Origin of the sequence: Halalkalicoccus sp. CG83 (assembly GCF_037081715.1) — an archaeon.
Taxonomy (GTDB): domain Archaea; phylum Halobacteriota; class Halobacteria; order Halobacteriales; family Halalkalicoccaceae; genus Halalkalicoccus; species Halalkalicoccus ordinarius.
Genome location: NZ_JAZDDH010000001.1, coordinates 1,273,804 through 1,295,742 on the forward strand (window position 1 = coordinate 1,273,804; position 21,939 = coordinate 1,295,742).

General features: G+C 67.6%; 22 protein-coding genes. 13 read left to right on the top strand and 9 right to left on the bottom strand.

The window, feature by feature from the left end:
- Positions 1-46: 46 nt before the first annotated feature.
- Positions 47-940 carry a type II methionyl aminopeptidase gene (map, locus tag V0Z78_RS06585; RefSeq protein ID WP_336343834.1) on the bottom strand — a complete coding sequence of 298 codons (894 nt, stop codon included), beginning with the start codon at positions 938-940 and terminating at the stop codon, positions 47-49.
- Positions 941-1,160: 220 nt separating this feature from the next.
- A complete protein-coding gene (locus tag V0Z78_RS06590) occupies positions 1,161-2,132 on the bottom strand; it encodes an isoaspartyl peptidase/L-asparaginase (RefSeq protein WP_336343835.1) in 972 nt (323 codons plus the stop codon).
- 211 nt (positions 2,133-2,343) lie between these two features.
- Between V0Z78_RS06590 and V0Z78_RS06595 the strand changes: the two genes are divergently transcribed.
- The 3 genes from V0Z78_RS06595 to icd all read left to right on the top strand — a co-directional run bounded on the left by V0Z78_RS06595 (position 2,344) and on the right by icd (position 4,741).
- The gene (locus V0Z78_RS06595) at positions 2,344-3,036 is read left to right on the top strand and encodes a hypothetical protein (protein WP_336343836.1); all 693 of its coding nucleotides are present in this window, start codon (positions 2,344-2,346) and stop codon (positions 3,034-3,036) included.
- Complete coding sequence (locus V0Z78_RS06600; protein WP_336343837.1) at positions 3,033-3,398, top strand: hypothetical protein; 366 nt, start codon at positions 3,033-3,035, stop codon at positions 3,396-3,398. Before V0Z78_RS06595 ends, V0Z78_RS06600 begins: the two co-directional genes overlap by 4 nt.
- 83 nt (positions 3,399-3,481) lie before the next feature.
- Positions 3,482-4,741, top strand: a complete 1,260-nt coding sequence (gene icd, locus V0Z78_RS06605; RefSeq protein ID WP_336343838.1) for an isocitrate dehydrogenase (NADP(+)) — start codon at positions 3,482-3,484, stop codon at positions 4,739-4,741.
- Positions 4,742-5,050: 309 nt separating this feature from the next.
- On the opposite strand, the gene gvpN is transcribed toward icd, so the two are convergent.
- Together gvpN and V0Z78_RS06615 are read right to left on the bottom strand one after the other, a co-directional pair.
- Positions 5,051-5,998 carry a gas vesicle protein GvpN gene (gene gvpN, locus V0Z78_RS06610; RefSeq protein ID WP_336343839.1) on the bottom strand — a complete coding sequence of 316 codons (948 nt, stop codon included), beginning with the start codon at positions 5,996-5,998 and terminating at the stop codon, positions 5,051-5,053.
- A 97-nt stretch (positions 5,999-6,095) separates the two neighbouring features.
- Complete coding sequence (locus V0Z78_RS06615; protein WP_336343840.1) at positions 6,096-6,431, bottom strand: cupin domain-containing protein; 336 nt, start codon at positions 6,429-6,431, stop codon at positions 6,096-6,098.
- 71 nt (positions 6,432-6,502) lie between these two features.
- On the opposite strand from V0Z78_RS06615, the gene V0Z78_RS06620 reads away from it, so the two are divergent.
- Complete coding sequence (locus V0Z78_RS06620) at positions 6,503-7,015, top strand: DUF5817 domain-containing protein (RefSeq protein ID WP_336343841.1); 513 nt, start codon at positions 6,503-6,505, stop codon at positions 7,013-7,015.
- On the opposite strand, the gene V0Z78_RS06625 is transcribed toward V0Z78_RS06620, so the two are convergent.
- A complete protein-coding gene (locus V0Z78_RS06625; protein ID WP_336343842.1) occupies positions 7,012-7,137 on the bottom strand; it encodes a hypothetical protein in 126 nt (41 codons plus the stop codon). The genes V0Z78_RS06620 and V0Z78_RS06625 overlap by 4 nt on opposite strands.
- Before the next feature lie 274 nt (positions 7,138-7,411).
- Between V0Z78_RS06625 and V0Z78_RS06630 the strand changes: the two genes are divergently transcribed.
- The gene (locus V0Z78_RS06630; protein ID WP_336343843.1) at positions 7,412-7,864 is read left to right on the top strand and encodes an OsmC family protein; all 453 of its coding nucleotides are present in this window, start codon (positions 7,412-7,414) and stop codon (positions 7,862-7,864) included.
- Positions 7,865-7,906: 42 nt separating this feature from the next.
- Here the strand turns inward: V0Z78_RS06630 and hmgA are convergent, their stop codons facing one another.
- A complete protein-coding gene (hmgA, locus tag V0Z78_RS06635; protein WP_336343844.1) occupies positions 7,907-9,127 on the bottom strand; it encodes a hydroxymethylglutaryl-CoA reductase (NADPH) in 1,221 nt (406 codons plus the stop codon).
- Positions 9,128-9,896: 769 nt separating this feature from the next.
- On the opposite strand from hmgA, the gene V0Z78_RS06640 reads away from it, so the two are divergent.
- On the top strand, positions 9,897-11,876 hold the full coding sequence (locus V0Z78_RS06640; RefSeq protein ID WP_336343845.1) for a bacterio-opsin activator domain-containing protein: 1,980 nt from the start codon (positions 9,897-9,899) through the stop codon (positions 11,874-11,876).
- An 88-nt stretch (positions 11,877-11,964) separates the two neighbouring features.
- Positions 11,965-13,503, top strand: a complete 1,539-nt coding sequence (locus V0Z78_RS06645) for an amidohydrolase (RefSeq protein ID WP_336343846.1) — start codon at positions 11,965-11,967, stop codon at positions 13,501-13,503.
- Here V0Z78_RS06645 and gfo6 read toward each other — a convergent pair whose 3' ends face one another.
- Positions 13,504-14,568: a D-xylose 1-dehydrogenase Gfo6 gene (gene gfo6, locus V0Z78_RS06650; RefSeq protein WP_336343847.1), complete on the bottom strand. Its 1,065-nt coding sequence runs from the start codon at positions 14,566-14,568 to the stop codon at positions 13,504-13,506. It lies immediately after the preceding gene.
- Positions 14,569-14,814: 246 nt separating this feature from the next.
- Here gfo6 and V0Z78_RS06655 point away from each other — a divergent pair, with 246 nt between their 5' ends.
- Complete coding sequence (locus V0Z78_RS06655) at positions 14,815-15,024, top strand: heavy-metal-associated domain-containing protein (protein ID WP_336343848.1); 210 nt, start codon at positions 14,815-14,817, stop codon at positions 15,022-15,024.
- 22 nt (positions 15,025-15,046) lie between these two features.
- On the opposite strand, the gene gpmI is transcribed toward V0Z78_RS06655, so the two are convergent.
- Complete coding sequence (gene gpmI, locus V0Z78_RS06660) at positions 15,047-16,573, bottom strand: 2,3-bisphosphoglycerate-independent phosphoglycerate mutase (protein WP_336343849.1); 1,527 nt, start codon at positions 16,571-16,573, stop codon at positions 15,047-15,049.
- Positions 16,574-16,707: 134 nt separating this feature from the next.
- On the opposite strand from gpmI, the gene V0Z78_RS06665 reads away from it, so the two are divergent.
- On the top strand, positions 16,708-17,949 hold the full coding sequence (locus V0Z78_RS06665; protein WP_336343850.1) for a DNA double-strand break repair nuclease NurA: 1,242 nt from the start codon (positions 16,708-16,710) through the stop codon (positions 17,947-17,949).
- Between the two features lie 70 nt (positions 17,950-18,019).
- Here V0Z78_RS06665 and V0Z78_RS06670 read toward each other — a convergent pair whose 3' ends face one another.
- Positions 18,020-18,364 carry a DUF7113 family protein gene (locus V0Z78_RS06670; RefSeq protein WP_336343851.1) on the bottom strand — a complete coding sequence of 115 codons (345 nt, stop codon included), beginning with the start codon at positions 18,362-18,364 and terminating at the stop codon, positions 18,020-18,022.
- Positions 18,365-18,440: 76 nt separating this feature from the next.
- Between V0Z78_RS06670 and V0Z78_RS06675 the strand changes: the two genes are divergently transcribed.
- From V0Z78_RS06675 to V0Z78_RS06690, 4 genes are all read left to right on the top strand, one after another.
- Entirely contained in the window at positions 18,441-20,207 is a 1,767-nt protein-coding gene (locus V0Z78_RS06675; RefSeq protein ID WP_336343852.1) for an ATP-binding protein, read from the top strand.
- Positions 20,208-20,487: 280 nt separating this feature from the next.
- A complete protein-coding gene (locus V0Z78_RS06680; protein WP_336343853.1) occupies positions 20,488-20,754 on the top strand; it encodes a universal stress protein in 267 nt (88 codons plus the stop codon).
- Positions 20,755-20,805: 51 nt separating this feature from the next.
- Positions 20,806-21,054, top strand: coding sequence for a hypothetical protein (locus tag V0Z78_RS06685; protein ID WP_336343854.1), 249 nt, complete (start codon positions 20,806-20,808; stop codon positions 21,052-21,054).
- Between the two features lie 177 nt (positions 21,055-21,231).
- On the top strand, positions 21,232-21,483 hold the full coding sequence (locus tag V0Z78_RS06690) for a hypothetical protein (protein WP_336343855.1): 252 nt from the start codon (positions 21,232-21,234) through the stop codon (positions 21,481-21,483).
- The last annotated feature ends 456 nt before the right edge of the window (positions 21,484-21,939 follow it).

Sequence of the window (21,939 nt, forward strand, 5' to 3'; positions counted from 1 at the left end):
AGTCCCCGCGACCGCCGGTCGATCGGGTCCGACGCGAACGGCCCGTTCAGCCGCGCGTCGTCACTTCACAGCCGTCCTCGGTGACGATCACCGTGTGTTCCTTCTGACTGACGAGTCGACCCGCGTCCTCCTTCAGGACGGGGTAGCCGTGGACCAGCCCCTGGGTCTTCAGCCGTCGTAGTGCCATCTCCGAGCGCGAGGAGTCGAGCCACCGGGCCGCGAACGGCAGGGTGCGAAACTCCTCGGTGATCTGCTCGAGCACCTGCTTGGCCTGGCGGTTGCGCACCGAGCCCTCGCGCTCGAGCGCGAAGATCTGTTCCGAACTCCCCTCGCCGACCCGTCCGCTGCCGTCGGTGGCGAACGGCTCGATGGCGACGACGTCGCCGACCTCGAACTCGACGCCCTGCGAGACCCCGCGGTTAGGGATGCTCGGGTCGGTGTGCTGGTCCCAGTGGCCCAGCCCGTGGCCCGAGAGATTTACTACCGGATTGTAGCCGTAGCCCTCGATCGCCTCCTCGATCGCGGCGCCGACCTCGCCGGTGTGGACGCCCGGCTCGACGGTCTCGAGTGCCGCCTCGAGCGCCTCGGCGCTGGCGTCGACGAGGTCCGCGTTACCCGAGTGGTCGACCGTGATCGCGGTGTCGGCGAGCCAGCCATCGACGTGGACCCCGATGTCGAGGTTGATCATCTCCTCGCCGAACGTCGACTCGTCGTCGCGGCTCGGCGTAGCGTGGGCGGCCTCCTCGTCGATCGAGATGTTCACCGGGAAGGCGGGCTCGCCGCCGAGTTCGCGGATGCGGTCCTCGGCGTATTCGGCCACCTCGAGGTGGCTCGTACCGACCTCGACCCGGTCGGCGGCTTCCTCGCGGACCTGCGCGAGGATCTTCCCCGCCTCCCGGTGTTTCTCGTACTGTTCGCTCTGGAGGTCCACGCTGCTCATGCGAGGCGGTTCGGCCGACCCGAGCAAAGGCCTTGCGTTGCGCCCTTGCCATCAGCGGTAGCGGCTGACTGCGGTGTGGTGGCCGGCGCGAGCGTGGCTGCCACTCTCGGCAGCCACGCGAGTGGAGTGGGGCAAGGCTGGCCTCGAGAGCAGCCGTCCGATCGGACGGCTGCGATGCGGCCCTGGTGGGCATGAAAAGGGCGAGGCTGACCCGCCAGGGTCAGCCGAGGGCTTTCGTTTGCATGAGTTCGCTGTTGTAGGCGCTTCCCGTCTCGCCCTCGCGATCACAGACGATGATCCCCGCGGTTGAGTCGGTGAGCTCCGCGAACTCCTCGATCGCCCGGTCGGCCGCCTCCTGTGCGCTCGCGCCCTCCTCGAGGTGGTCGACCGCGCACCGCGAGAGGGTGGTCCGGGCGATGTCCTCGCCCGCGCCGGTGGCGCTCGCGCCGCCCGCGGGAGCGCAGTAGAAGCCGCTCCCGATCTGGGGGACGTCGCCCACCCGGCCGGCGAGCGCAAGCCACCGCCCGCCCGTCGAGGTCGCCGCCGCGACCCGCTCGCCGTCGCTCGCGACGGCTCCCACCGTGTCGTGATCCGGAGGATCATTGCCCGCCGAGCTCTGCTCGGCGATGTCGTGATCCCTCTGCTCACGGCCAGTCGACCCTCGTTCGACGCGGTCGTGATCCAGGTCGCGTCCCTCGGGATCGTCCGCCGTCTCGCCGAAGCGCTCGCGCACCCACGCGAGCTGGTCGAGCGGGCCGCCCCGGGGTGGATCCGCCTCCTCCCAGCGCTCGCGAGTGCTCGGGGACCGGAGGTCCTCCTCGACGTCGATTCCGCAGTCGGCGGCGAAGTCGACGGCGTGGACTCCCGAGAGCATGACGTGTGGCGTCTCCTCCATCACCGCGTGGGCGACGTCGACGGCGTGAGACACGCCGGGCATCGAGCAGGCCGCGCCCGCCGAGCGGTCAGACGTCATGATCCCGGCGTCGGTGCGAACGATCCCGTCGCTCTGGATCGCCCCGCCGACCCCGGCGTTGAACCGGGGGGAGCTCTCGAGGACGCGGACGGCCGCACGGACCGCCTCCGTCGGCGTCGCCGTACTCGCTCCGTTCTCCGCGGCCTCGTCGAGCGTCTCCTGGCGGAGCTCGGGCTCCTCGTGAGCACTTCCGGCCCCACCGTGAACGATCACGTTCATATCGCGCCGTCCGGGAGGAGCGGCTTAACGCTACCGACCGTGAATCACCGCGAGAGGGGTGACTCGTGCCCTCTGGAGTCGTCTACCCGGCGACGTCCGATCACAGAGGCCGGCGCCGGTTACCCGCTCGTAACGCGGGCCGGTGACCTCCACGTAAGATCAAGCATATATATTCTCGTATCTCAGGTGTGAATAGATCCCGCCCCCTCCCATGACCACCTCCAAACCCTTCGAATTCGCCCCAGTCAAGACGGCGTTCGGCACGCCCACCGACGCCGAAGGCTACGACATCGACGCCGACGCGTTCGGCGAGGCCGACGAGGACGCTCTGGCCGCGTTCATGGCCGAGCAGACCTGTCTCGGCTTCATCCACCACGACCGACGCGAACGCGCGGCCGCCGTCGAAGCGTTCTACAACGTCGACCGCCACCAGTTCGCCCACCTCTCGGACGCGGAGGCCCGCGAGGCCGCCAAGGCATTGACGGACGCGTTCTGGGCGAAGGACGACGTCGAGGAGCCGTACATCGACGGCACGACGGTCGATCCCGCCCTCGCGGAGGCCGACTGGAGTCCCGTCGAGGACGCCCTGCGGCGGCGCGCCGAGATCGTCGGCATGAGCACGGAGTACGCCGAACAGACCGTCGTCGCCTGGCGCAACCACAAGGTCGGCGGCGACTACTGGACGCCGACGATGACCGCCCAGCACCACGAGATCGGCGCCGCGATGGGCGACCGCCCCGAGAAGCCCAAGTACGGCCAGTCGGGCTTCGGCCACCTCGCCACGCGGTATCTCGTCGGCCTCGAACTGCACGACATGCATAGCGAGCACCACTGGAAGGAGGCAGCCGGCGTGATGTGTGCGTACTACGCCGAGATCCTCGCTGGCCAGGGGGCGGACCGATGAGCGCGAGCGATCGCCGCCTCGCCGAGAAGATCATCGAGGCCGTCGAACTCCTCGAGGGACACGACGATGCCGAGTACGAAGCGCTCGAACCGCAGGCGAAGGCGAACTACCAGGAGGCACTGGAGTTCCTTTCGCGGCTCGAGGCCAGCCTCGAGAACCCGCCCAAACGAACGGACGGCGGCGAGGAGACGGAGGAGCCCCTCGAGTACGACCTGGCCTCGACGCTCGGTCGCGACGAGGCGCTCGCCGGTCCGTTCGAGCCGGAGGACCTGGTGATCTACGACCCCGAGGAGCCGGTCGTCGCCGAGCGGTGGATCTCGATGGAGTACGGCGCGACGATCCCGTTCAGCGACGCCCGCTGATCGGCCCGCTCGACGGGGGTTCGCACGCCGATCGGACGGAGATAGTAGGTCTTTTACCATACATCGCCGAGGGTCTATGTGTTATGAGCTACGACAAGGTCGAGGTGCCCGAGGAGGGAGAGGCGATCGAGTTCGACGGCGAGAGCCTCTCCGTCCCCGACAACCCGATCATCCCGATCATCTACGGCGACGGGATCGGCGTCGACGTCGCCCCCGCCGCTCAGAACGTACTCGAAGCCGCGGCCAACGCCACCGGCCACGACATCTCCTGGATGCGGGTTTACGCCGGCGAGCGCGCCCAGGAGGAGTACGGCGAGGGTACCCACCTCCCCGACGACACTGTTTCGGCCTTCGAGGAGTTCCACGTCGGCATCAAGGGTCCCCTGACGACCCCCGTCGGCGCCGGCTTCCGGAGCCTGAACGTCGCGCTCCGTAAGGAGCTCGACCTCTACGCCAACGTTCGACCGACCTACCACCTCGACGGCGTTCCCTCGCCGGTGAAGAACCCCGAACAGATGGACATGGTCTCGTTCCGGGAGAACACCGAGGACGTCTACGCCGGCATCGAGTGGGAGGCCGGCACCGACGAGGTCCAGGAGGTACGCGAGTTCGTCGAACAGGAGATGGGCTTCGACGAGACCATCCACGACGGTCCCGTCGGCATCGGCATCAAACCGATCACGGAGTTCGGTACCAAGCGACTGGTCCGACGCGCGATCGACTACGCGATCGAACACGACCGTGACTCGGTCACGCTCGTCCACAAGGGCAACATCATGAAGTTCACCGAGGGCGCGTTCCGCGACTGGGGCTACGAGGTCGCCCGCGAGGAGTACGGCGAGAACGTCATCACCGAGGACACCCTCTGGGAGGAGCGTGACGGCGAGGCCCCCGAGGACGCAGTCGTCGTCAACGACCGCATCGCGGACAACATGCTCCAGCAGATCCTCACACGCACCGACGAGTACGACATCCTCGCGCTCCCGAACCTCAACGGCGACTACCTCTCGGACGCGTGTGGCGCCCAGATCGGCGGCCTGGGCATCGCGCCGGGCGCGAACTTCGGCGAGGGGCGCTGTCTCGCCGAGCCCGTCCACGGGAGCGCGCCGAAGTACGCGGGCCAGGACAAGGTCAACCCCAGCGCGATGATCCTCTCGGGCCGGCTGATGCTCGAGTACCTCGGCTGGGACGAGGCGGCGGACCTGGTACGCGACGCCGTCGAGGAGACGATCTCCTCGAAGCAGGTGACCTACGACATCCACCGCCAGATCGAGGGCGGCGAGAAGGTCGCCACCAGCGAGTTCGCGGAAGCGATCGTCGAGAATATCGAACAGTTGGCCTAACGGCCAACCGTTCGGACTCTCGCGGCGATGCCGCGAGAACATCGAAGAACTCGCCTAAGGCGATTTTCGAGCAATCAGACGCCGGAGGCGTCTGATCACATCGAAGAGCTGGCTTAGACCAGTTCGTCAAGTGGTCGGATTCCGTCGGGATCCGGTGTTAGTGAACGGCCGTCGTAGACGACGATTCGGATTCCTTCGCAGCCGCGATGACGTCGGGACGGACGGCGTAGAGCGGCTTTCCGAGCAGTCGTCATCGTCAGCGAGAGCGTCGAGAAACCGACTACGGCGTGCGTTCGTCCCGAGTCGCCGTCACACCGCGTCCTGGATCTCCGAGCGCATCGAGTCGAGCTGTTCCTTCGACTCGGCCTTCGACCCCAACACGTCGGTACAGACGTCGACGAGCACCTCGTCGGCTCCGTCCTCGTCCTCCTCGTCCTCGAACGCGAGCAGTCCCTGGCCGATCATCACGGCCGCCCGCGTGCCGACGTGGACGTCGAGTCGATCGCGCAGCTCTCGGACGAGGTCGACGACCTGTTCGATCCGGTCCCCGCGGAGCGACTCGACGCGCGCGGCGACGATCTCGACCTCGGTCTCGCGCTCGTAGTAGCCCATGTGGACGCCGATCAGCCGATCGAGCAGCGCGTCCTGTGGGCGGTGGACGCCGGCGTACTCCGTCGAGTTCGACGTGAGGATCGCGCGGAACTCGGGATCGACGTCGATCGTTCGGTCCTCGCCGCGCTGGCCGGGTCGATCGAGGACCCCCTCCTCGAAGACCGACAGCAGGACGTTGTGTGCCGCCGGTTTCGTCCGGGAGAACTCGTTGTAGACCAGCGTCGCGCCGTTCCGGACCGCGACCGAGAGCGGATTGTCCACCCAGCGGTCCCGGATGATGGACTTCTTCTTCGTCACCCCCGAGACGAACGTATCCCGCTCCTTGTACTGGGCCTTCCCGGAGCGCTCGCCCACCAGCGACGCGGTGTCGAGCATCTCGTTGCCGTTGATCCAGACGACGGGCCGGTCGCGGGCGGCGGCGATCGACAGCGCGAGCGCGGTCTTCCCGCAGCCGGTCGGACCCACGAGGTGAACTGGGTGTGGTACGTCGAGCCAGCGCTCGACCCGGTCCTGGAGTGCGTTGATCTCGTCGGTCTCGATGAAGGCCCCCCCGATCGCCTCCTCGACCGTCGTCGGCGTGGTCTCGACTTCTCCCTCCCCCTGCTTCTGCATGAACCGTTCGAGTTGGCGTTCTTCCTTTTCCATGGCTGTTGAGTCGGTTTCCCCACTGATGAAGGCGCGGATCCTTGAGGCCGTTGTCCACCTCCAGACAAAAGGGGCGTGCTTGCGACTGCTCGTCGGGTTACTCGCTCCAGTCGGGGTTCGGTCGCGGCGGGCTGAAGACGTCGACGCCCCGGACGGGCGTCTCGCCGCGGTTCTCCGCGCCGTGGACCTCGCCGCCCGCGAGGACGTACGAGTCGCCGGCCTCCACGACGAACTCCTCGCCGTCCTCGAGCAGGAAGGTCAGTTCCCCCTCGTAGATGAACCCCGACTGCTCGTGGTGGTGATCGTGGATCGGGACGCTCGCGTCCGGTTCGAACTCGAAGTGCTGGACGCTCATCTCCTCGCCCGCGGCGAGCTGGGCGAGGTGGACGTCCTCGACCGCCTCCGTCGTCTCGGTCAGCGAAACGCGCTCCATACCCCCTCTCGGACGGCCTACGGCTTATACCCTACCGAGGAGTTCAACACCGTTCGGGTCCAACCCCGGACATGTACGTCGTCGTCGGCTGTTCGTCCTGTAGCGCGCTCTGGATCCTCGAGGGCCGCCAGGAGACCGCTCGATGCCCCCAATGCGGGAAGACACATCGGTACGCGAAGCTGAAGACGTTCGTCGAGACCGACGACGCGGATCACGCCCGCGAGGTTCGCGCCTCGATGCTCGCGAGCCGCGGTGGCCACGCCGACGCGTTCGCGGCGGTCGACTCCTTCGCCGACCTCGAGTCGCAGGTGGAGGCGCCGGTCGTCGACGACGAGCAGTACCTCGAGGGGTCGGGCCTCGACAGCGAGGAGATCGCCGCCGCGGGCGGATCCGAGGAGCGTTCGAAGAACAGGCGTGAGATCGTCCTCGAGGCCGTCGAGCGCTGTGACGAGCCGACCCACGAGTCGATCGTAGCCTACGCGACCGATCGCGGCGTACCCACCGAGTACGTCGATGGGGCGCTCGAAAAACTGGTACGCGGTGGCGAACTCACCGAATCCGGCGGTCGGTATCGTCGGCTCTAGAGAGCCTGCCAGATCGCGAGCAGCGTCGCGAGGATCGACAGGACCAGTTTGACGATTCGCAACTGCAGGACGGTGAGCTCCGGACGGTACCGCCGCTTCGCGTCGTTCGATCGTTCTCTCATGGGGTGGAGTACCCGCGGGTGCTCGCCCGACGGGTACGTTCTCCCGGTTTCGGCGGCCGAGGGATAATTCCGATCCGCGCGCGGCGGAAGTGAAACTTGTCGCGTTCAACACGTGCGCGGTCCTCTTACGAGGACCGGTACCGGTTGTGTGCGGGGATCGACGGTCCGCTCGAACGAAGGCGGACGGCACCGGAGACGTCTCCGGACGAGCTCTTGACGCGTCCCCTACAAGACCCGCCAGATCCTTGTCACTCGATCGTTAACGTCCTCGCGTATGAGCGATACGAGCGAGCTTCCGAGCATGCGCGTCGAGGCCGAGAGCGAGAGCGCGACCAAGACCAGCGTTACCGCGCGGGACTTCCAACTGACCGTCGATGAGCCCGAGTCGATGGGTGGAAGCGACGACGGGCCCAACCCGCTCGAGTACCTCATCGCCGGGCAGGCCGGTTGTCTCAACGTCACCGGTCACCAGGTGGCCGAGGAGATGGGGATCGAGCTGGACGACCTCGCAATCACGATCGAGGGCGAGTTCGATCCCGCGAAGTTCCAGGGCGAGGACATGGACGAGCGCGCGGGCTACCAGGGGCTTCGCGTGACGATCGAGGCCGACACCGATGCCGACCGAGAGCCCCTCGAACGGTGGATCGAACAGGTCGAGGAACGCTGTCCGGTCACCGACAACGTCGAGAACGCGACCCCGATCGACGTCTCCATCTCGGCGAAGTAGGTCCGTTTCGAGCCCCGTTACGGCGACGAAATTCCTCCGCCGTTAGCGTCCGAGATCCGCGTGGGCGCTCGAGAGGTGACGCGAGCCGAGCGCCGCCAGAAGGGAGAGTTCACCGGCAAGCGCACAGACGGCGATGCACTCCGCGAGCGCGTCGGCGTTCGCTCCCGGAGGATCGCCCCCGCCGCGGAGTCCGAGGACGTCGAGCGCCTCGGACTGGGTGGGGAGTTTGGTGCCGCCGCCGACGGTGCCGACCTCGAGGCTCGCGATCGAGACCGAGACGTAGAGCCCTTCTTCCCTGACCTCGGCAGTCGTGATCGCGTTCGATCCCTCGACGACCTGCGCGGCGTCCTGGCCGGTTGCGAGGAACATCCCCGCCACGGCGTTGGCGACGTGGGCGTTGAAGCCCAGGCTGCCGGCCTTCGCGCTGCCGACGTGGTTCTTGCGAGTGTTGATCTCCGCCATCGCCTCCGGCGTGGTGTGGAGTCGTTCCTCGACGAGCTCGCGCGGGAGGGTCACGTCCGCCGTGACCGACCGCCCGCGGCCCTCGACGGCGTTGACCGCGGCGGGCTTCTTGTCCGTACAGAGGTTGCCCGAGAGCGCCACCAGCGAGGCCGAGGTCTCCTCCTCGACCAGGTCGCAGGCCTCGCCGGTCGCGATGGTGGCCATGTTCATCCCCATCGCGTCCTTCGTGTCGTAGCGAAAGCGGAGGAAGACGGAGTCGCCGACGACGTACGGCGTCACCTCGAGCAGTTCGCCGTGGCTCGTCGTCGTCTCGGCACGCTCGGCCAGGCGGCCCTCGTTCTCGCGGACCCACTCGACCAGCGCCGCGGCCTCGGCGACGTCCTCGACCCTGAAGACGGGTGCGCGGGTCATCCCCGATTTGGTGACCCTGGCGGTCGCGCCGCCTGCGCTGTTGAGGGTCGAGCAGCCGCGGTTGATCGAGGCGATGAGCGCCCCCTCGGTGGTCGCGATCGGGAGGTGGAACTCGCCGGCGGCGGCGCCCCCTCCAGTAGGATTGATCTCGACGGGCCCGGCGATCCCCATGGGAATCTGCGCCGCGCCGATCATGTTCTCGACGTTCGGGTCCGCCCGTTCCGCGGGAAAGCCGTACTCACCGATCGACTCGAGTCCGGCGTCGGTCTCGTCCTCGAGCAGCCGGCGCCGCGCGGCGGTCGCCGTGTCGGGATCGGCGTGCTCCTCGAGCTCGTGCAGTCGCAGTTCGCCCTCGCGGACGCGTTCGGCGAGCTCCATGGGGTCGGTCATACCGGCCTCTCGTAACCGCGGGGCCTAAGGGTTGCTCTTCGAGGGACCCGCTGGTCCACTTCGAGCCGACCCGCGCTCGATCGCCCGTTCGATGAACTCCCGTGGGCGTTCGTCGATCTCGCCGGCCTGCACCCGTCAGAAGGTCGCGGCCCGAACAGCCGCGCGGCGATCGTACCGATCACGCCGACCGCACCCCGGAGGACGGTGGCTCTGCCGTACTCGGCGTAGAAGCGCCACATCGGGTTTCCGGTGACTTCGTGCAGGCGTCGCTACGAGTCGTCGGTCCGTCACTGTGAGAAGACGGGTGTGATGTCAGAGGCTACCCGTCCGACGCCCATTCGCCGTGGTCAGGAGCTCATCCAAGCTTTCACGGATCGAGGCGCCCATTCGAACGCAGACGGCTCATCGACAAAAGCGATGCCTCTACACGCTTAGCCGACCGGCGAGGTCCGTTCCGAAAAGGGGGTCTCTGACGGAATTTCAGTCTCGAGCTAGAATCATAAAATCATGAGATAAGATCCATGGACGTATCATCTACTAGTGTGGTTGACACTCGCTGACGCTGCCCCGTTCGAACCCTTGCGACCGAACTATCGGAACGACATCACGTCGGATCGTGGAATGGTCTCGAGACCAATCCTCCCCGAGGCCGTGGCCACATCCGACCGAGCGGTCAGATCGCTTGGAAAAGCCTCATCAGCGGGGCCGACGTACGGAGGACGATCGACTGCCGGGGCGTCCCGACGGCGACCCTGGCCCGCAAACCCGTATGTCTCGAACCGACCGCTCGGATACCCACGACGAATCAGTGCTCCTCGCCACCGTAGCGACGGACGAACCGACCGAGGGCGGGCCGACCCACGAGCGACTCGCCGGCGGGATGGAGCTGCTCGCGTTTTCCGACGTCGAGTCACTCACTCGAACGCTCACCCACAAGCGCCTCGAACTGCTCGACGCCGTCCGCCGTGAACGTCCCGAGAGCATCGCCGAGGCCGCTCGCGTCGTCGATCGCGACGTCAAGAACGTCCACACGGAGCTCCGACAATTCGAGGAGCTGAACGTGGTCTCGTTCGTCGACGAGGGGCGCGCGAAACGCCCCGTCGTACGGTTCGATGAGATACGCGTCCGCGTCCGGTTCGACGACCGCACCGGCGACCCGGTCGACCGATCGTACGCTCGCGGGTCAGAGACGCCCGAGCAGGTCTACAGTCGGATCACGGACGCGTTCATCGCGCTCGATACCGCCGCGCGCGTTACCTACGTCAACGAACGGGCCGAGAAACTGCTCGAACGGTCCGCCGAGGAGCTGATCGGGTCGGTGATCTGGAAGGCGTTCCCCGACGCGCTCGGCACGGCGTTCGAGAAGGAATACCGGCGGGCGGTTCGGACCGGAGAGCCGATCGACCACGAGACGTACTACCCGCCGCTCGACACGTGGTTTGCCGTGCGGGCGTACCCCTCGGAGACCGGCCTGACCGCGTACTTCCGCGACGTCACCGAGCGAAAGCGCCGCGAGCGACAGCTCGAACGACAGCGCGACGAGCTGGCGGCCGTCAACCACCTCAACCGGGTCGTTCAGGGGATCGTCCGTTCGATCGTCGAGTCCTCTTCGCGAGAGCGGGTGGAACGGGAGGTCTGCGAGCGACTGGTGGGCTCGGACTCGTACGCGTTCGCCTGGATGGGACGCGTCGAGCGCGACGACGACGAGGTGACGCCGAGCCGGTCGGCCGGAGACGAGGCGTCGTATCTCGCGCAGATCCGGACCTCGATCGACGACGGGGACCCACGTGGTCAGGGGCCGACGGGCACGGCGATTCGAACGCACCAACCACAGTTCGTCCAGGACCTGCGGACGGACGTCGACTACGAACCCTGGCGCGACGAGGCGACGAAACGGGGGTTCCGGTCGTCGGCGGCGATTCCCCTCGCGTGCGACGACCGTCTCTACGGCGTCCTGAACCTCTACTCGACGCGGTCGAACGCCTTCACGAAGCCGGTCCGCGAGGCGATCGGTCTGCTCGGGTCGGTGATCGGCCACGCGATCCACGCCATCGAGCAGCGCAAGGCGATCGTGAGCAACTCCGTGATGGAGCTCGAACTGCGAAACGAAGCGCTGGGTCGGCGGCTGGTCGGCGAGACCGCCGACGTCTCCCTCATCGTCGAACGGACGGTTCCCAGCGGGGACGGCAGGGCCTTCCATTTCGTAACGGTGACGGGACTGTCGACCGAGGAGTTCGTCGACAGGATGGCGGGGTTCTCGGTGGTCGAGGAGGTCACGCTGCTCGACGATGGCGACGACGGCGAGCGACTGTTCAGGCTGACGATATCGGACCGCTCGATGATCGAGACGCTCGCGTCGTACGGCGGCCGATTGCGACGCTTTCGGGCGACCGCCGACGGGTCGCGCATGGTCGTGGAGCTCCCACCGAGCGCCCACGTGCGGGAGGTGCTCGAGGACGTAAACGAGATCTATCCGGGAACGGCGCTCGTCGGCCAGCGGACCCTCGAACGCGAGCCGAGAACGGTAGGGGAGGTCTACGGCGCGCTGCTGGATCGACTCACGAAGAAGCAGCGCGCCGCCCTCGAGACGGCGTACTTCGCGGGCTACTTCGACTGGCCGCGGACGGCGACGGGAGAGGAGGTCGCCGACATGCTCGGGATCGCCGCGCCGACGTTCGCGAACCACCTACGCGTCGCCGAGCGGACGATCCTCGATGCGTTCCTCGAGGACGACTCCGTGGGACGGTAGCCGCGGGACGAACGACGGCCACACGGCTTCCGCCCGACCCGGTCGGCGATCCCAAACGTTTACCGCGTTCGACCGGATCCTCGCGGGTATGACCCAGGCCGCGGATCTGATCCTCACGAACTGCGAGGTCCACACCCTCGCGGAGCCCGACGAGACCCACGAGGCTGTCGCCGTCCGTGACGGGCGGATCGTCCGGGTCGAGAGCGCCTACGAGGTCGACTTCCTGAACGGCGTCGATACCGAGAGAATCGACTGCGGAGGGCGGGTCGTGCTGCCGGGGTTCGTCGACGCCCACACCCACCTGCCGATGCTCGGCAGGTACCTCGTTCACGCCGATCTCTCCGGCGCGGAGGGTCCCGCCGAGTGCGTCGAACGGCTCCGCGGGGTCGCCGACGGGGCCGAGGACGGGTGGATCCTCGGCTTCGGCTACGACGAGAGCGCCTGGGAGGACTCGCGCTATCTCACCCGCGCCGACCTCGATGGGGTGAGCGACGACCGACCGGTGGCGGCGTTTCGCGAGGACATGCACGTCGCGAGCGTCAACGGCGTCGCCCTCTCGCGTCACCGCGAGGCGATGCCCGGCGAGGACGTCGAACGGGAGAACGGCGAGCCGACGGGCGTGCTCGTCGAGGAGGCCGTCGACGCCATCTACGGGGCGATCGAGCCCGACGCCGAGGAGATGCGCGAACTGATCGAGGCCGCCCAGGAGCGCGCCGTCGCCCGCGGCGTGACGGGGGTCCACGACATGGTGCGAAACTCACAGGCGCCGCGCGTCTACCGCGAACTCGACTCGCGAGGGGAGCTCTCGATCAGGGTGCGGCTGAACTACTGGAGCGACCACCTCGAGTCGATGGAGGAGCTCGGCCTTCGAACCGATCACGGCAGCGGGTTCGTCCGGACGGGCGCGATCAAGAGCTACACCGACGGCAGCTTCGGCGGCAGGACGGCCAAACTCTCCGAACCCTACGAGGGCGAGGACGGCGGGAGCGGCCAGTGGGTCGTCCCGCCCGAGGAGCTCCGCGAACTGGTCGAGCGCGCCGACGGCGAGGGGTTCCAGGTCTCCGCGCACGCCATCGGCGACCGGGCGATCGAGGCGGTCGTGGAGGCGTTCGAGCGGACGGGGCACGCGGCCGAGGCGCGCCACCGGGTCGAGCACGCCGAACTCCTCTCCGAGGAGCTGATCGAGCGGATCGCGGAGGCGGGGATCGTCGCGAGCGTCCAGCCGAACTTCCTCAAGTGGGCCGGCGAGGACGGGCTCTATGGCGACCGGTTGGGAGACGAGCGCCGCCGCCGCACCAACCGCTACGCCGACCTGCTCGAGGCGGGCGCGCACCTCGCCTTCGGCAGCGACTGCATGCCGCTCGATCCCCTCCTCGGGATCCACCACGCGGTCAACGCGCCCGAGGCGAGCCAGCGGCTCTCGGTAACGCAAGCGCTTCGCGCCTACACGTCGGGAGCGGCGTACGCCGGCTTCGACGAACGCAGGCTAGGGACGGTCGAGCCCGGAAAGCGTGCGGATCTCGTGGTGCTGGAGGAGTCGCCGTGGGAGCGCCCGGGGAGCATCGACGGGATCGACGTCACGACGACGATCGTCGACGGCGAGACGGTGTACGACGCCACGAGCTGACTACAGGTCGATCCGTTCGCCGGTCTCGGCCGACTCGTAGGCCGCCTCGACCGTCCGCAGGTCGGCCAGTCCGTCCTCACCGTCGGTCTCGCAGTCGCCGCCGGCGAGGATACAGTGAGCGAAGTAGTCGAACTCCTCGCGGACCTCGTCGACGGGTGCGCCGGTGTACTCGGTGTGGGTCTCCCCGCGCTCGACGACGAGCTCCTGGGAGACGTCGCCGCCGAACGGTGCACGGATCAACAGCTGTCCCTCGGTGCCGAGTACCTGTAGGCGGCTGTCGGGGTGAGCGTCGAAGCTCGCGGTACAGGAGGCGGTCGCGCCGCCGGGGAAGGTCAGCTGGAAGGCGACGTCTTTCTCGACGCGGTCGAACGGCACGGCTCCCGAACTCGTCGTCGCCTGGACCGCCAGGGGATCGATCCCGAGCAGGAATCGGGCGGTGTTGAGCGGATAGACCCCGAGATCCATCAGCGCGCCCCCGCCCGCGATCTCGGGATCGAGCCGCCAGGTGTCGGGGCCGGCGTGTTCGAGCAGCCGAGAGGAGAAGCCGCCGTGGACCTGGACGGGCTCGCCGATCACGCCGTCGGCGATCATCTCGCGCATCCGCCGAATCGAGGGCTCCGTCCGGAGCCGGTAGGCGGTCATCAGTACGACGCCCGCCTCGGCGCAGGCTTCGACCATCCGTTCGGCCCCCGAAACGTCGGTCGCGAGCGGCTTCTCACAGAGGACGTGCTTCCCCAACCGGGCGGCGGTTTCCGCGTACTCCTCGTGGAACGCAGGCGGGGTGGCGACGTAGACGGCGTCGTACGCCTCGCTCGCGTCGCCGGCGTGGAACTCCTCGTAGCCGATCACCCGTTCGACGTCGAACTCGTTCGCTACCCCCTCCGCCTTCTCGGGCGAGCCGCTCACGAGCACCGTCGTCTCGCAGAACCGACCGTCACGAATCGCCGGTAGCGCCCGGTTGCGGGCGAACCCCCCCAGACCGATCACGGCGACCCGGATCCGGCCCTCCTCGATCGTCTGCCAGTCCCGGCGCGTGAACGCGTCGAAGTAGCCGTCGAGGTCCATGCGTGATACTACCTCCCGCAGTCGCTAATGTGTTGTGCGCGTCTCGACGGGTCCAGGTACTGCGCGAGCCGGCATCACGGGGTCGGCGGACCGACGCGCTGCGTTTCCACGGAAGTCCGGGAGGTACCGAAGACGGTCTTGGATCCCGGATCGGCGCCGGCGCGAGACGGTCGACTCTCGAGCGCTTCGCCGAAAGCCTGCTGCCGTAGGCAGTAGAGTCAACTTCCCGGCGGTGATACTCGAACCATGGCCGAGAGCAACGCGGAGTTCACCGTCCAGGGAGTCGAATCCGAGGAAGACGTACGAGAGATCGAGGACGAACTCGCGGAGCTAAAGGGGGTCATGGGCACCGACATCGACGCCGACGGCGAGGCGGCGGTCAAGTTCGACCACGATATCCTCTCGGAGGAGCGGGTCAAGATCACCGTCCGGGAGATGGGCTACGAGGTCGAGTAACGCGCCGGCGGGTCCGAACGTATCAGCGCTCGAGCAGCACTTCGCCGGTCATCGACGGCGGCTGCTCGATCCCGATCAGCGAGAGCAGCGTCGGCGCCAGATCACAGAGCGAGCCCCCCTCGCGAACCCGATAGCCGCCGTCGCTCCCGTCGGGCGAGAGGTAGATCAGCGGCACGAGGTTGTACGTGTGGGCGGTGTGGGGGTTCTCCTCGGTACCCATGTCGTCGGCGTTGCCGTGGTCGGCGGTCACGAGGACGTGCGCGCCGTGTTCCTCAAGGATCTCGACGAGCCGTCCCAGTTCGGTGTCGACGGCCTCGACGGCGCGGACGGCGGCGTCGAAGTCGCCGGTGTGGCCGACCATGTCGGGGTTGGCGTAGTTGAGCACGAGCACGTTCGGCTCCTCGCGCTCGATGATCGAGATCGCCGTGCCCGTCACCTCGGGTGCGCTCATCTCGGGCTTGCGATCGTAGGTCGGCACGTCCGGGCTGGGGACGATCTCGCGGATCTCGCCGTCGAACTCCACCTCGCGGCCGCCGTTGAGGAAGTAGGTGACGTGGGCGTACTTCTCGGACTCGGCGATCCGAAGCTGTGTCAGTCCGCGATCGGCGAGCACCTCCCCGAGCGTGTCGACCGGCTCGACCGGCGGGAACGCCACCTCGACGTCGAACGTCTCGTCGTACTGGGTCATCGTCACGAGTTCGACCTCGGGGGGGTGGGTCTCGACGTCCCACTCGGGGCGGACGTCGCCCAGCATTCGGGTGAGTTGGCGGGCGCGATCTCCGCGGAAGTTGAAGAAGACGACCGCGTCGCCGTCCTCGAGGGGGACGCCCCCGTCGACGAGCGTCGGGACGACGAACTCGTCGGTCTCGTCGCGCTCGTAGGCGGCCTCGACCGCCTCCGGGCCGGTGAGCGCGGTGTGTTCGGCCTCGCGTTCGACGATCGCGTCGTAGGCCAGCTTGGTCCGCTCCCAGTTCTGGTCGCGGTCCATCGCGTAGTAGCGCCCCGAGACGGTCGCGACGTGGCCCGTGCCGTGTGCGTCGACGACCTCCTCGAGTTCGCGGAGGAACCCCGCTCCGGCCGTCGGGGCGGTGTCGCGGCCGTCGGTGAACGCGTGGGTGACCGCCTCGACGCCGCGGTCGGCGGCCCACTCGATCAACGCGTGGAGGTGCTCCTGCTCGGAGTGGACGCCTCCGTCGCTGACCAGCCCCATGAAGTGGACGCGCCCTCCCGTTCGATCTACACGGTCGAACGCACCCGAGAGCGCCGCGTTCTCCCGAAACGAGCCGTCCGCGATCGCGTCGTCGATCCGGGTGTACGCCTGCTTGACGACCCGTCCCGCCCCGATGTTGAGGTGGCCGACCTCGCTGTTTCCCATCTGGCCGTCGGGGAGACCGACGCGCCGGCCGGTCACATCGAGGGTGCCGAACGCGCCGGCCCCCCGAAGCCGATCGAACGTAGGGGTGTCGGCGGCGGCGACGGCGTCGCGCCCGCCGTCGTCGTCGGACGAGCGCAGCCCCCAGCCGTCGAGCACGATGAGTGCACCGTCCATGGCCGAACTCACTCGGGCGGATCGTAACTACCCTTCGCTTACGCCGCCGGCACGCGCCGCAAACAGGCCGTCCGCCCGTTGCGATCGACGACGCACCCGCACGGTTTTTCTCACGTCACGACCAGTGGAACGGTATGACCCTGGATCCGGTCCACTTCGAGGGGATCGCCACGCTCGCCCGCCAGGTTGGAGACGAGGTCGACGACGGCGACCACCAGGGGTTCGCCGAGACCGTCTGGGAGGAGTTCCTCGACCCGCTGGTCGTGAACGGCCGACCCGTGCTCGAACCCGTCGGTCGGCGGTTCCGCGGGCGCGTTTCGGTCGAGGACGCCGCGCTCTGCGAGCGGCCTTACCCCGGGAGCCACGGCCTCGACTCGGGGACGATCAACCCCACGAGCTACAAGAACGGCGTCGTGATGGACGTCGCCCACGCCGCGATGGGTCGGGTGCCGACCGATCTCGACTGTCACCGCGCCCGGACGGTGATCATCGGCGTCCACGTCGACGACGACGCCCTCCGGTTCTCCACCGATTGGGTGATGTACGACGAGGGCTACAGCCGCCGGCGCGTCCTCCACCTCGGCGACATCGATCGGAAGCACTACACCGAGGGGGCCGTCCACGCGCTCTCGCTCTATCTCGCGGAGAGCGAACACGCGCTCGCGCACGCCGAGGGGATCGACGACCTGCTCGTGCTCGACGGTCCCCTCTACCCGAAGGAGCTGCTGAGCTGGCGCGACCGTGCCGACCTCGCCGGACAGCTCGACGAGCAGACCCCGAGACGGGTCGTCGAGAACTACGCCCGTCTCGTCGAGGGCTTTCTGGATCGGGGCGTACCGATCGTCGGCTTCGTGAAGAACCCCGCCTCGAGGCGGATCACGAACGCCGTCTCGAACGAGACGCGCGCGCCCTGGACCGACGACGCAGCGCTGTTCGTCCGGCTGCTCGAGCGCCACGAGGACGGCGAGCGGGTGCGCAACGAGCTGACCTACACCAACTGGTTCGTCTCCAGGGGTGGCGCCGACCGCACGTTCGCCGCCGACGGCGACGCGCTGGGACTCGACCGGCGTCGCCCGCCCGAGGACTACGAGGTGACGTTCTTCCCCATCTACGATCCGCGCGACGACGTGCTCTACACGGTGGAGGCGCCCTACGGACTGACGAGGGATCCCGAGGTCCGCGAGGCGCTCCGGACCCAGATGCTCGCGGAGGTCGCGAGCCAACGCGGCCCGCCCGAGGCGGTCTCGAAGGCCGACGAACTCGCGCGCATCGGCGCCGAGGAGAAGGAGGCGCTCCGCCGGATGGTCGAACGGGAATGGGGCACCGACCGCACGCGCCAGTACGACGACCTGCGGTGGGGCGAGGAGTTCTTCTGATCGACCGACGGAGACCGGTACGGTCGGCTCGGCCCCGCTCGACTCGGTTCGTTTCGGTACTGGTAGGCTTCTACACCTCAGCGCCGGGTTCGACCTTCTCCACCTCGACCTCGACGTCCGCGGGGGCGAGGCCGACCCGGGCGAACTGCGTTCGGACGTACTCCTCGGCGGCGGCCAGCGCCTGTTCGCGGGTGTCGAAACCCCGCGGCATCGGCGACTCGAAGGCGACGTGCACCGTCCGGCCGTCGATCTCCATCTCGGAACCGCCGCTCTCGACCTCGTAGAACTCGTCGCAGACCCAGACGTAGGGCGCGTCCTCGTCGGGAGCGCCCCGAAAGGTGGGCGCGCGCTCGCCGCGCTCGTAGAGCGTCCCGGTCAGCGTCGTCCCCCCCGCGCTCCCCTGAACTAGAAGCATGAGCACCCTACCCCTCCGAGGGGCAAAAGGACGTTGGGCGACAAGGGTTTTGGTTCCCCCGTTCGATTGCGGAGCCATGACCGACCTCGGCGACTTCGAACGCCCCTCCAACGCCGATTCGGGTTCGGGAACCGACGCGGCCGATCGCTTCGAGGAGAGCGACATCACCGCCATCGGCGCCGACTCCGGCATCGGGACGATCTCCGCGGCCTCGGGGCTCCGCATCGGCGAGGAGGAGGACGACACCCGACTGCGGGCGTACATCACCGCCCAGAACCGCTCGTCGATCCGGTTGGGGAGCTATCTGCTCGCACCGTACCCCGACGACGAGACGCTGTTCTGTCGGATCACGGGCCTCGAGTACGCCCAGGAGTTCCACGCCGACGACGCCACCGAGATCCACGCCCGCCGCGCGATGCGAAACGGGGGGATCGAGGAACGCGACTACAAACTGCTCGCGACGCTCGAGCCGATCGCCGTCCTCTACTCGGAGGGAGACGAACTCAGACGTCGGATGGCCGACCGCGTCCCCAAACCCGAGACCACCGTCAGGGAGGCGACCGACGTCGAGGAGATCAAGACGGGGCTGAAGATGCCCGAGGACGGCGTCTTCCTCGGCCACCTCGCGGTCGGCGGCGAGAGGGTGCGCACCGCCGCCGAGCCCCCGACGATCGACTACCGCCTGAAGGACGACTACCGCGCGGGCGACCCGCTGGTCTTTCGCCACACGCTGATCGCCGGCGGCACCGGCTCCGGGAAGACCCACGCCGCGAAGAACGTCCTCCGACAGTACCTCGACGACGACCGGGCGTACGAGATGGACGACGGGCGCACCGCCTCGCCCGCGGTCGTGCAGTTCGACCCGCAGGACGAGTACGCACAGATGCACGACGACAACCCCGAGATCACCCCCGAGGACGAGCGGCTCTACGACCGCGAGGGGATCGCCCACGGCGGCCACGCCGACACGAAGGCGTTCGTTCCGTGTGTAGGGGACGCCAGCTACGCCGCCGCCGACCACCGCGCCGAACACGTCGAGTTCACGATCCCCTTCTCCATGGTGCGGGGGAACAAGTGGCTGGTCGCGAGCGGCGAGCTGAACGACAACCAGTACAACGCGCTGAGCTACCTCCTCCGGCGGTTCTTCGACCAGCACGGAAACGCCGGCACCTACGCGGAGTTCAAGGCGTTCCTCGACGACCCCGCGCTGCGCGAGGAACTCGACGAGGCCGGCCGGGTCCACGAGGCGACGTTCGACGCGGTGAAACGCCGCGCGTACGGCTTCGACGACGTCTTCGATCAGGACGCCCCGCCGATCACCGACCTCGTCCACGAGTTCGTCCGCCCCGGCGGGCTCACGGTCGTCCCGACCTACCACATCAACGACTCGCGCGCTACCGAGGTGGTCGTGCTCGCGCTCGCGAGCCTGCTGGTCGACCAGAAGCTCTCGAACGATCCCCGGTTCGACCGGATCAAGGAGACGCCGCTGATCCTGGGGATGGACGAGGCGCACAACTTCCTCACCGACGCCGAGAGCGCGCAGGCGAAACGGGTGATCGGCAAGTTCCAGGACGCGGCGAAACAGGGCCGCAAGGAACGACTGGGGCTCTTTCTCATCACGCAGGACCCCCAGGACGTCGCGGACGCCGTGTTCAAGCAGATCAACACCAAGGTCGTGCTCAACCTCGGCGACGAGGACGCCATCAGCGCGGTGAACATCCCCTCGAACCTCCAGGGGAAGGTCCCGTACATGGAGAAGGGACAGATGGTGGTCTACTCGCCCGACAACTCCGAACCGGTCGAGCTCATCGGCCTCTCGAACTGCCTGACGAACCACGGGTGATCCGGCCCGGAGGCGATCGTTGGCGGGGCGGTGATGGACGCACATACCACGGGAGATCCTCGTCCGGATCGACGGCTCGTCGCATGCGAGGCGTTCGAGTACGCCGTCCGGGAGTTCCCCGACGCGACACTCATCGCGCCGATCGTCTCCAACCCCGCCGACGTGGCCGCCGGTGGAACCGAGACGGGAAGGGCACCCGACACCGAGGAGTGGACGGAGATCGAAAACGGGACGTGGAGTAACGATTCGAGCGGGTCGGCGCGCTCGCCGAGGACACCGCGTGGCTCTCGAGACCGAGACCGTCGTCGGACGACCCGCCTGCTCGATCGTCGAGTTCGCGGAGGAACGCGACGTCGACGGAATCGTCACGGGAAGTCACGGCCGGGACGGCATCTCGCGGATCTCCTCGGCAGCGTTCGAGGATCCGTCCGGGTCTTCGAGCCGATCGAAACGCTACGCGCTCCGACGACGTTTAGAAGAGCTTTGCTCTTCTGATGACGTCGCCGAGACCGTCGCCAGACTCGTTGACGGATCCACGCCCGCGTGACGCGTTCACGCCGGCACGCCGTTTTTCCCTCCCGCACCCGTTCGATCGGTCGTGCAGCTTCGCATCCACGCTACGACGACCGGTGCCGGTCTCATTTTGCTCGGACTCGCCCACCTCCTCGCACCGGGACCGTTGCTCGCCGCCGCCCGTACCGGCTACGAGCGGGTGCTGAACGTCGAGTTCGTCCCCGATGCGGCCGCGGTACGCCGGGTGCGGTTCGTCGGGCTGGTCATGCTCGCGGTCGGCACCGTGGTGAGCGCGACCGACGAGACGGTTTCCGTCGGCGTCGAGAGGACGTAACCGAACGAAGCGTTCTGCGGGAGTTATAAAACGTCTGACGTATTTTACAGGCTTATTGAAATGACATTAAATCCCTGATACTTACGATGAAATGACACGAAATAGAACTGAAGCTCGTGTCGTTATATGTACAGATAATTCGTATCGGTATTCAGACACGAGTCGTCGAGAACACCCATGCCCTCCACACCCAACGACAACCTCGCGACGATCGGTGACCGCCTTCCCGAACACGCCGTCCCGCTGCTTGCCGCCATCGCACGCTCGCTCGAGGCCGTCGCCTTCTGGAGCGCGATCGCGCTCCCCTTCCTCTACGTGCCGCTGCTGGTGAACGGTCTCGGTACGAGCGCGCAGCTGAGCGCCTTCCTCACGCTGTTAGCGCTCCACGCGCTCGCCATCATCGGTGGCTACCGCTACAACCGCGACTGAACGGCGCCCCCGCGAACGTCGCCGCGGACCCTGATCCCCAACTGCTCCTCGAGGTCTCGATCACGCGGAGCACAGATATCGTCGGTCGTCCCCACTTTCGTCGTCTCGTTAAACTGCCCGCCAACACGGTCGTGGAGACCGGTCCGTCATGCGTACTTGCCGCCGATATCGATTCGGACGGACCATTTTGCAGATCGGATCGATAGAGCGGCTCAAATCGAGGAACTAACCACCGAGATCGAGGAGGATGCTTGCCGATGTCTCGCCGGCGGTCGATACTCGAAGAACGGATCGGTCACACAACGGAACGATTCTGCACATCACGTTTGCCGAACCGACGATTTCGATGTGCAGTGTCGAAGGTCGGGATTTCTGGCTGTGCAACCGCATGGGTAGGCGCGCAGCCGATTCGTCACGAAGTCCTCACTCGGTGTCGGCAACAGTAATGTCGGTGGT

Coding starts and splice junctions, on each gene's coding strand:
- map (WP_336343834.1), bottom strand. CDS start 940: ATGAGCAGCGTGGACCTCCAGAGCGAACAGTACGAGAAACACCGGGAG.
- V0Z78_RS06590 (WP_336343835.1), bottom strand. CDS start 2,132: ATGAACGTGATCGTTCACGGTGGGGCCGGAAGTGCTCACGAGGAGCCC.
- V0Z78_RS06595 (WP_336343836.1), top strand. CDS start 2,344: ATGACCACCTCCAAACCCTTCGAATTCGCCCCAGTCAAGACGGCGTTC.
- V0Z78_RS06600 (WP_336343837.1), top strand. CDS start 3,033: ATGAGCGCGAGCGATCGCCGCCTCGCCGAGAAGATCATCGAGGCCGTC.
- icd (WP_336343838.1), top strand. CDS start 3,482: ATGAGCTACGACAAGGTCGAGGTGCCCGAGGAGGGAGAGGCGATCGAG.
- gvpN (WP_336343839.1), bottom strand. CDS start 5,998: ATGGAAAAGGAAGAACGCCAACTCGAACGGTTCATGCAGAAGCAGGGG.
- V0Z78_RS06615 (WP_336343840.1), bottom strand. CDS start 6,431: ATGGAGCGCGTTTCGCTGACCGAGACGACGGAGGCGGTCGAGGACGTC.
- V0Z78_RS06620 (WP_336343841.1), top strand. CDS start 6,503: ATGTACGTCGTCGTCGGCTGTTCGTCCTGTAGCGCGCTCTGGATCCTC.
- V0Z78_RS06625 (WP_336343842.1), bottom strand. CDS start 7,137: ATGAGAGAACGATCGAACGACGCGAAGCGGCGGTACCGTCCGGAGCTC.
- V0Z78_RS06630 (WP_336343843.1), top strand. CDS start 7,412: ATGAGCGATACGAGCGAGCTTCCGAGCATGCGCGTCGAGGCCGAGAGC.
- hmgA (WP_336343844.1), bottom strand. CDS start 9,127: ATGACCGACCCCATGGAGCTCGCCGAACGCGTCCGCGAGGGCGAACTG.
- V0Z78_RS06640 (WP_336343845.1), top strand. CDS start 9,897: ATGTCTCGAACCGACCGCTCGGATACCCACGACGAATCAGTGCTCCTC.
- V0Z78_RS06645 (WP_336343846.1), top strand. CDS start 11,965: ATGACCCAGGCCGCGGATCTGATCCTCACGAACTGCGAGGTCCACACC.
- gfo6 (WP_336343847.1), bottom strand. CDS start 14,568: ATGGACCTCGACGGCTACTTCGACGCGTTCACGCGCCGGGACTGGCAG.
- V0Z78_RS06655 (WP_336343848.1), top strand. CDS start 14,815: ATGGCCGAGAGCAACGCGGAGTTCACCGTCCAGGGAGTCGAATCCGAG.
- gpmI (WP_336343849.1), bottom strand. CDS start 16,573: ATGGACGGTGCACTCATCGTGCTCGACGGCTGGGGGCTGCGCTCGTCC.
- V0Z78_RS06665 (WP_336343850.1), top strand. CDS start 16,708: ATGACCCTGGATCCGGTCCACTTCGAGGGGATCGCCACGCTCGCCCGC.
- V0Z78_RS06670 (WP_336343851.1), bottom strand. CDS start 18,364: ATGCTTCTAGTTCAGGGGAGCGCGGGGGGGACGACGCTGACCGGGACG.
- V0Z78_RS06675 (WP_336343852.1), top strand. CDS start 18,441: ATGACCGACCTCGGCGACTTCGAACGCCCCTCCAACGCCGATTCGGGT.
- V0Z78_RS06690 (WP_336343855.1), top strand. CDS start 21,232: ATGCCCTCCACACCCAACGACAACCTCGCGACGATCGGTGACCGCCTT.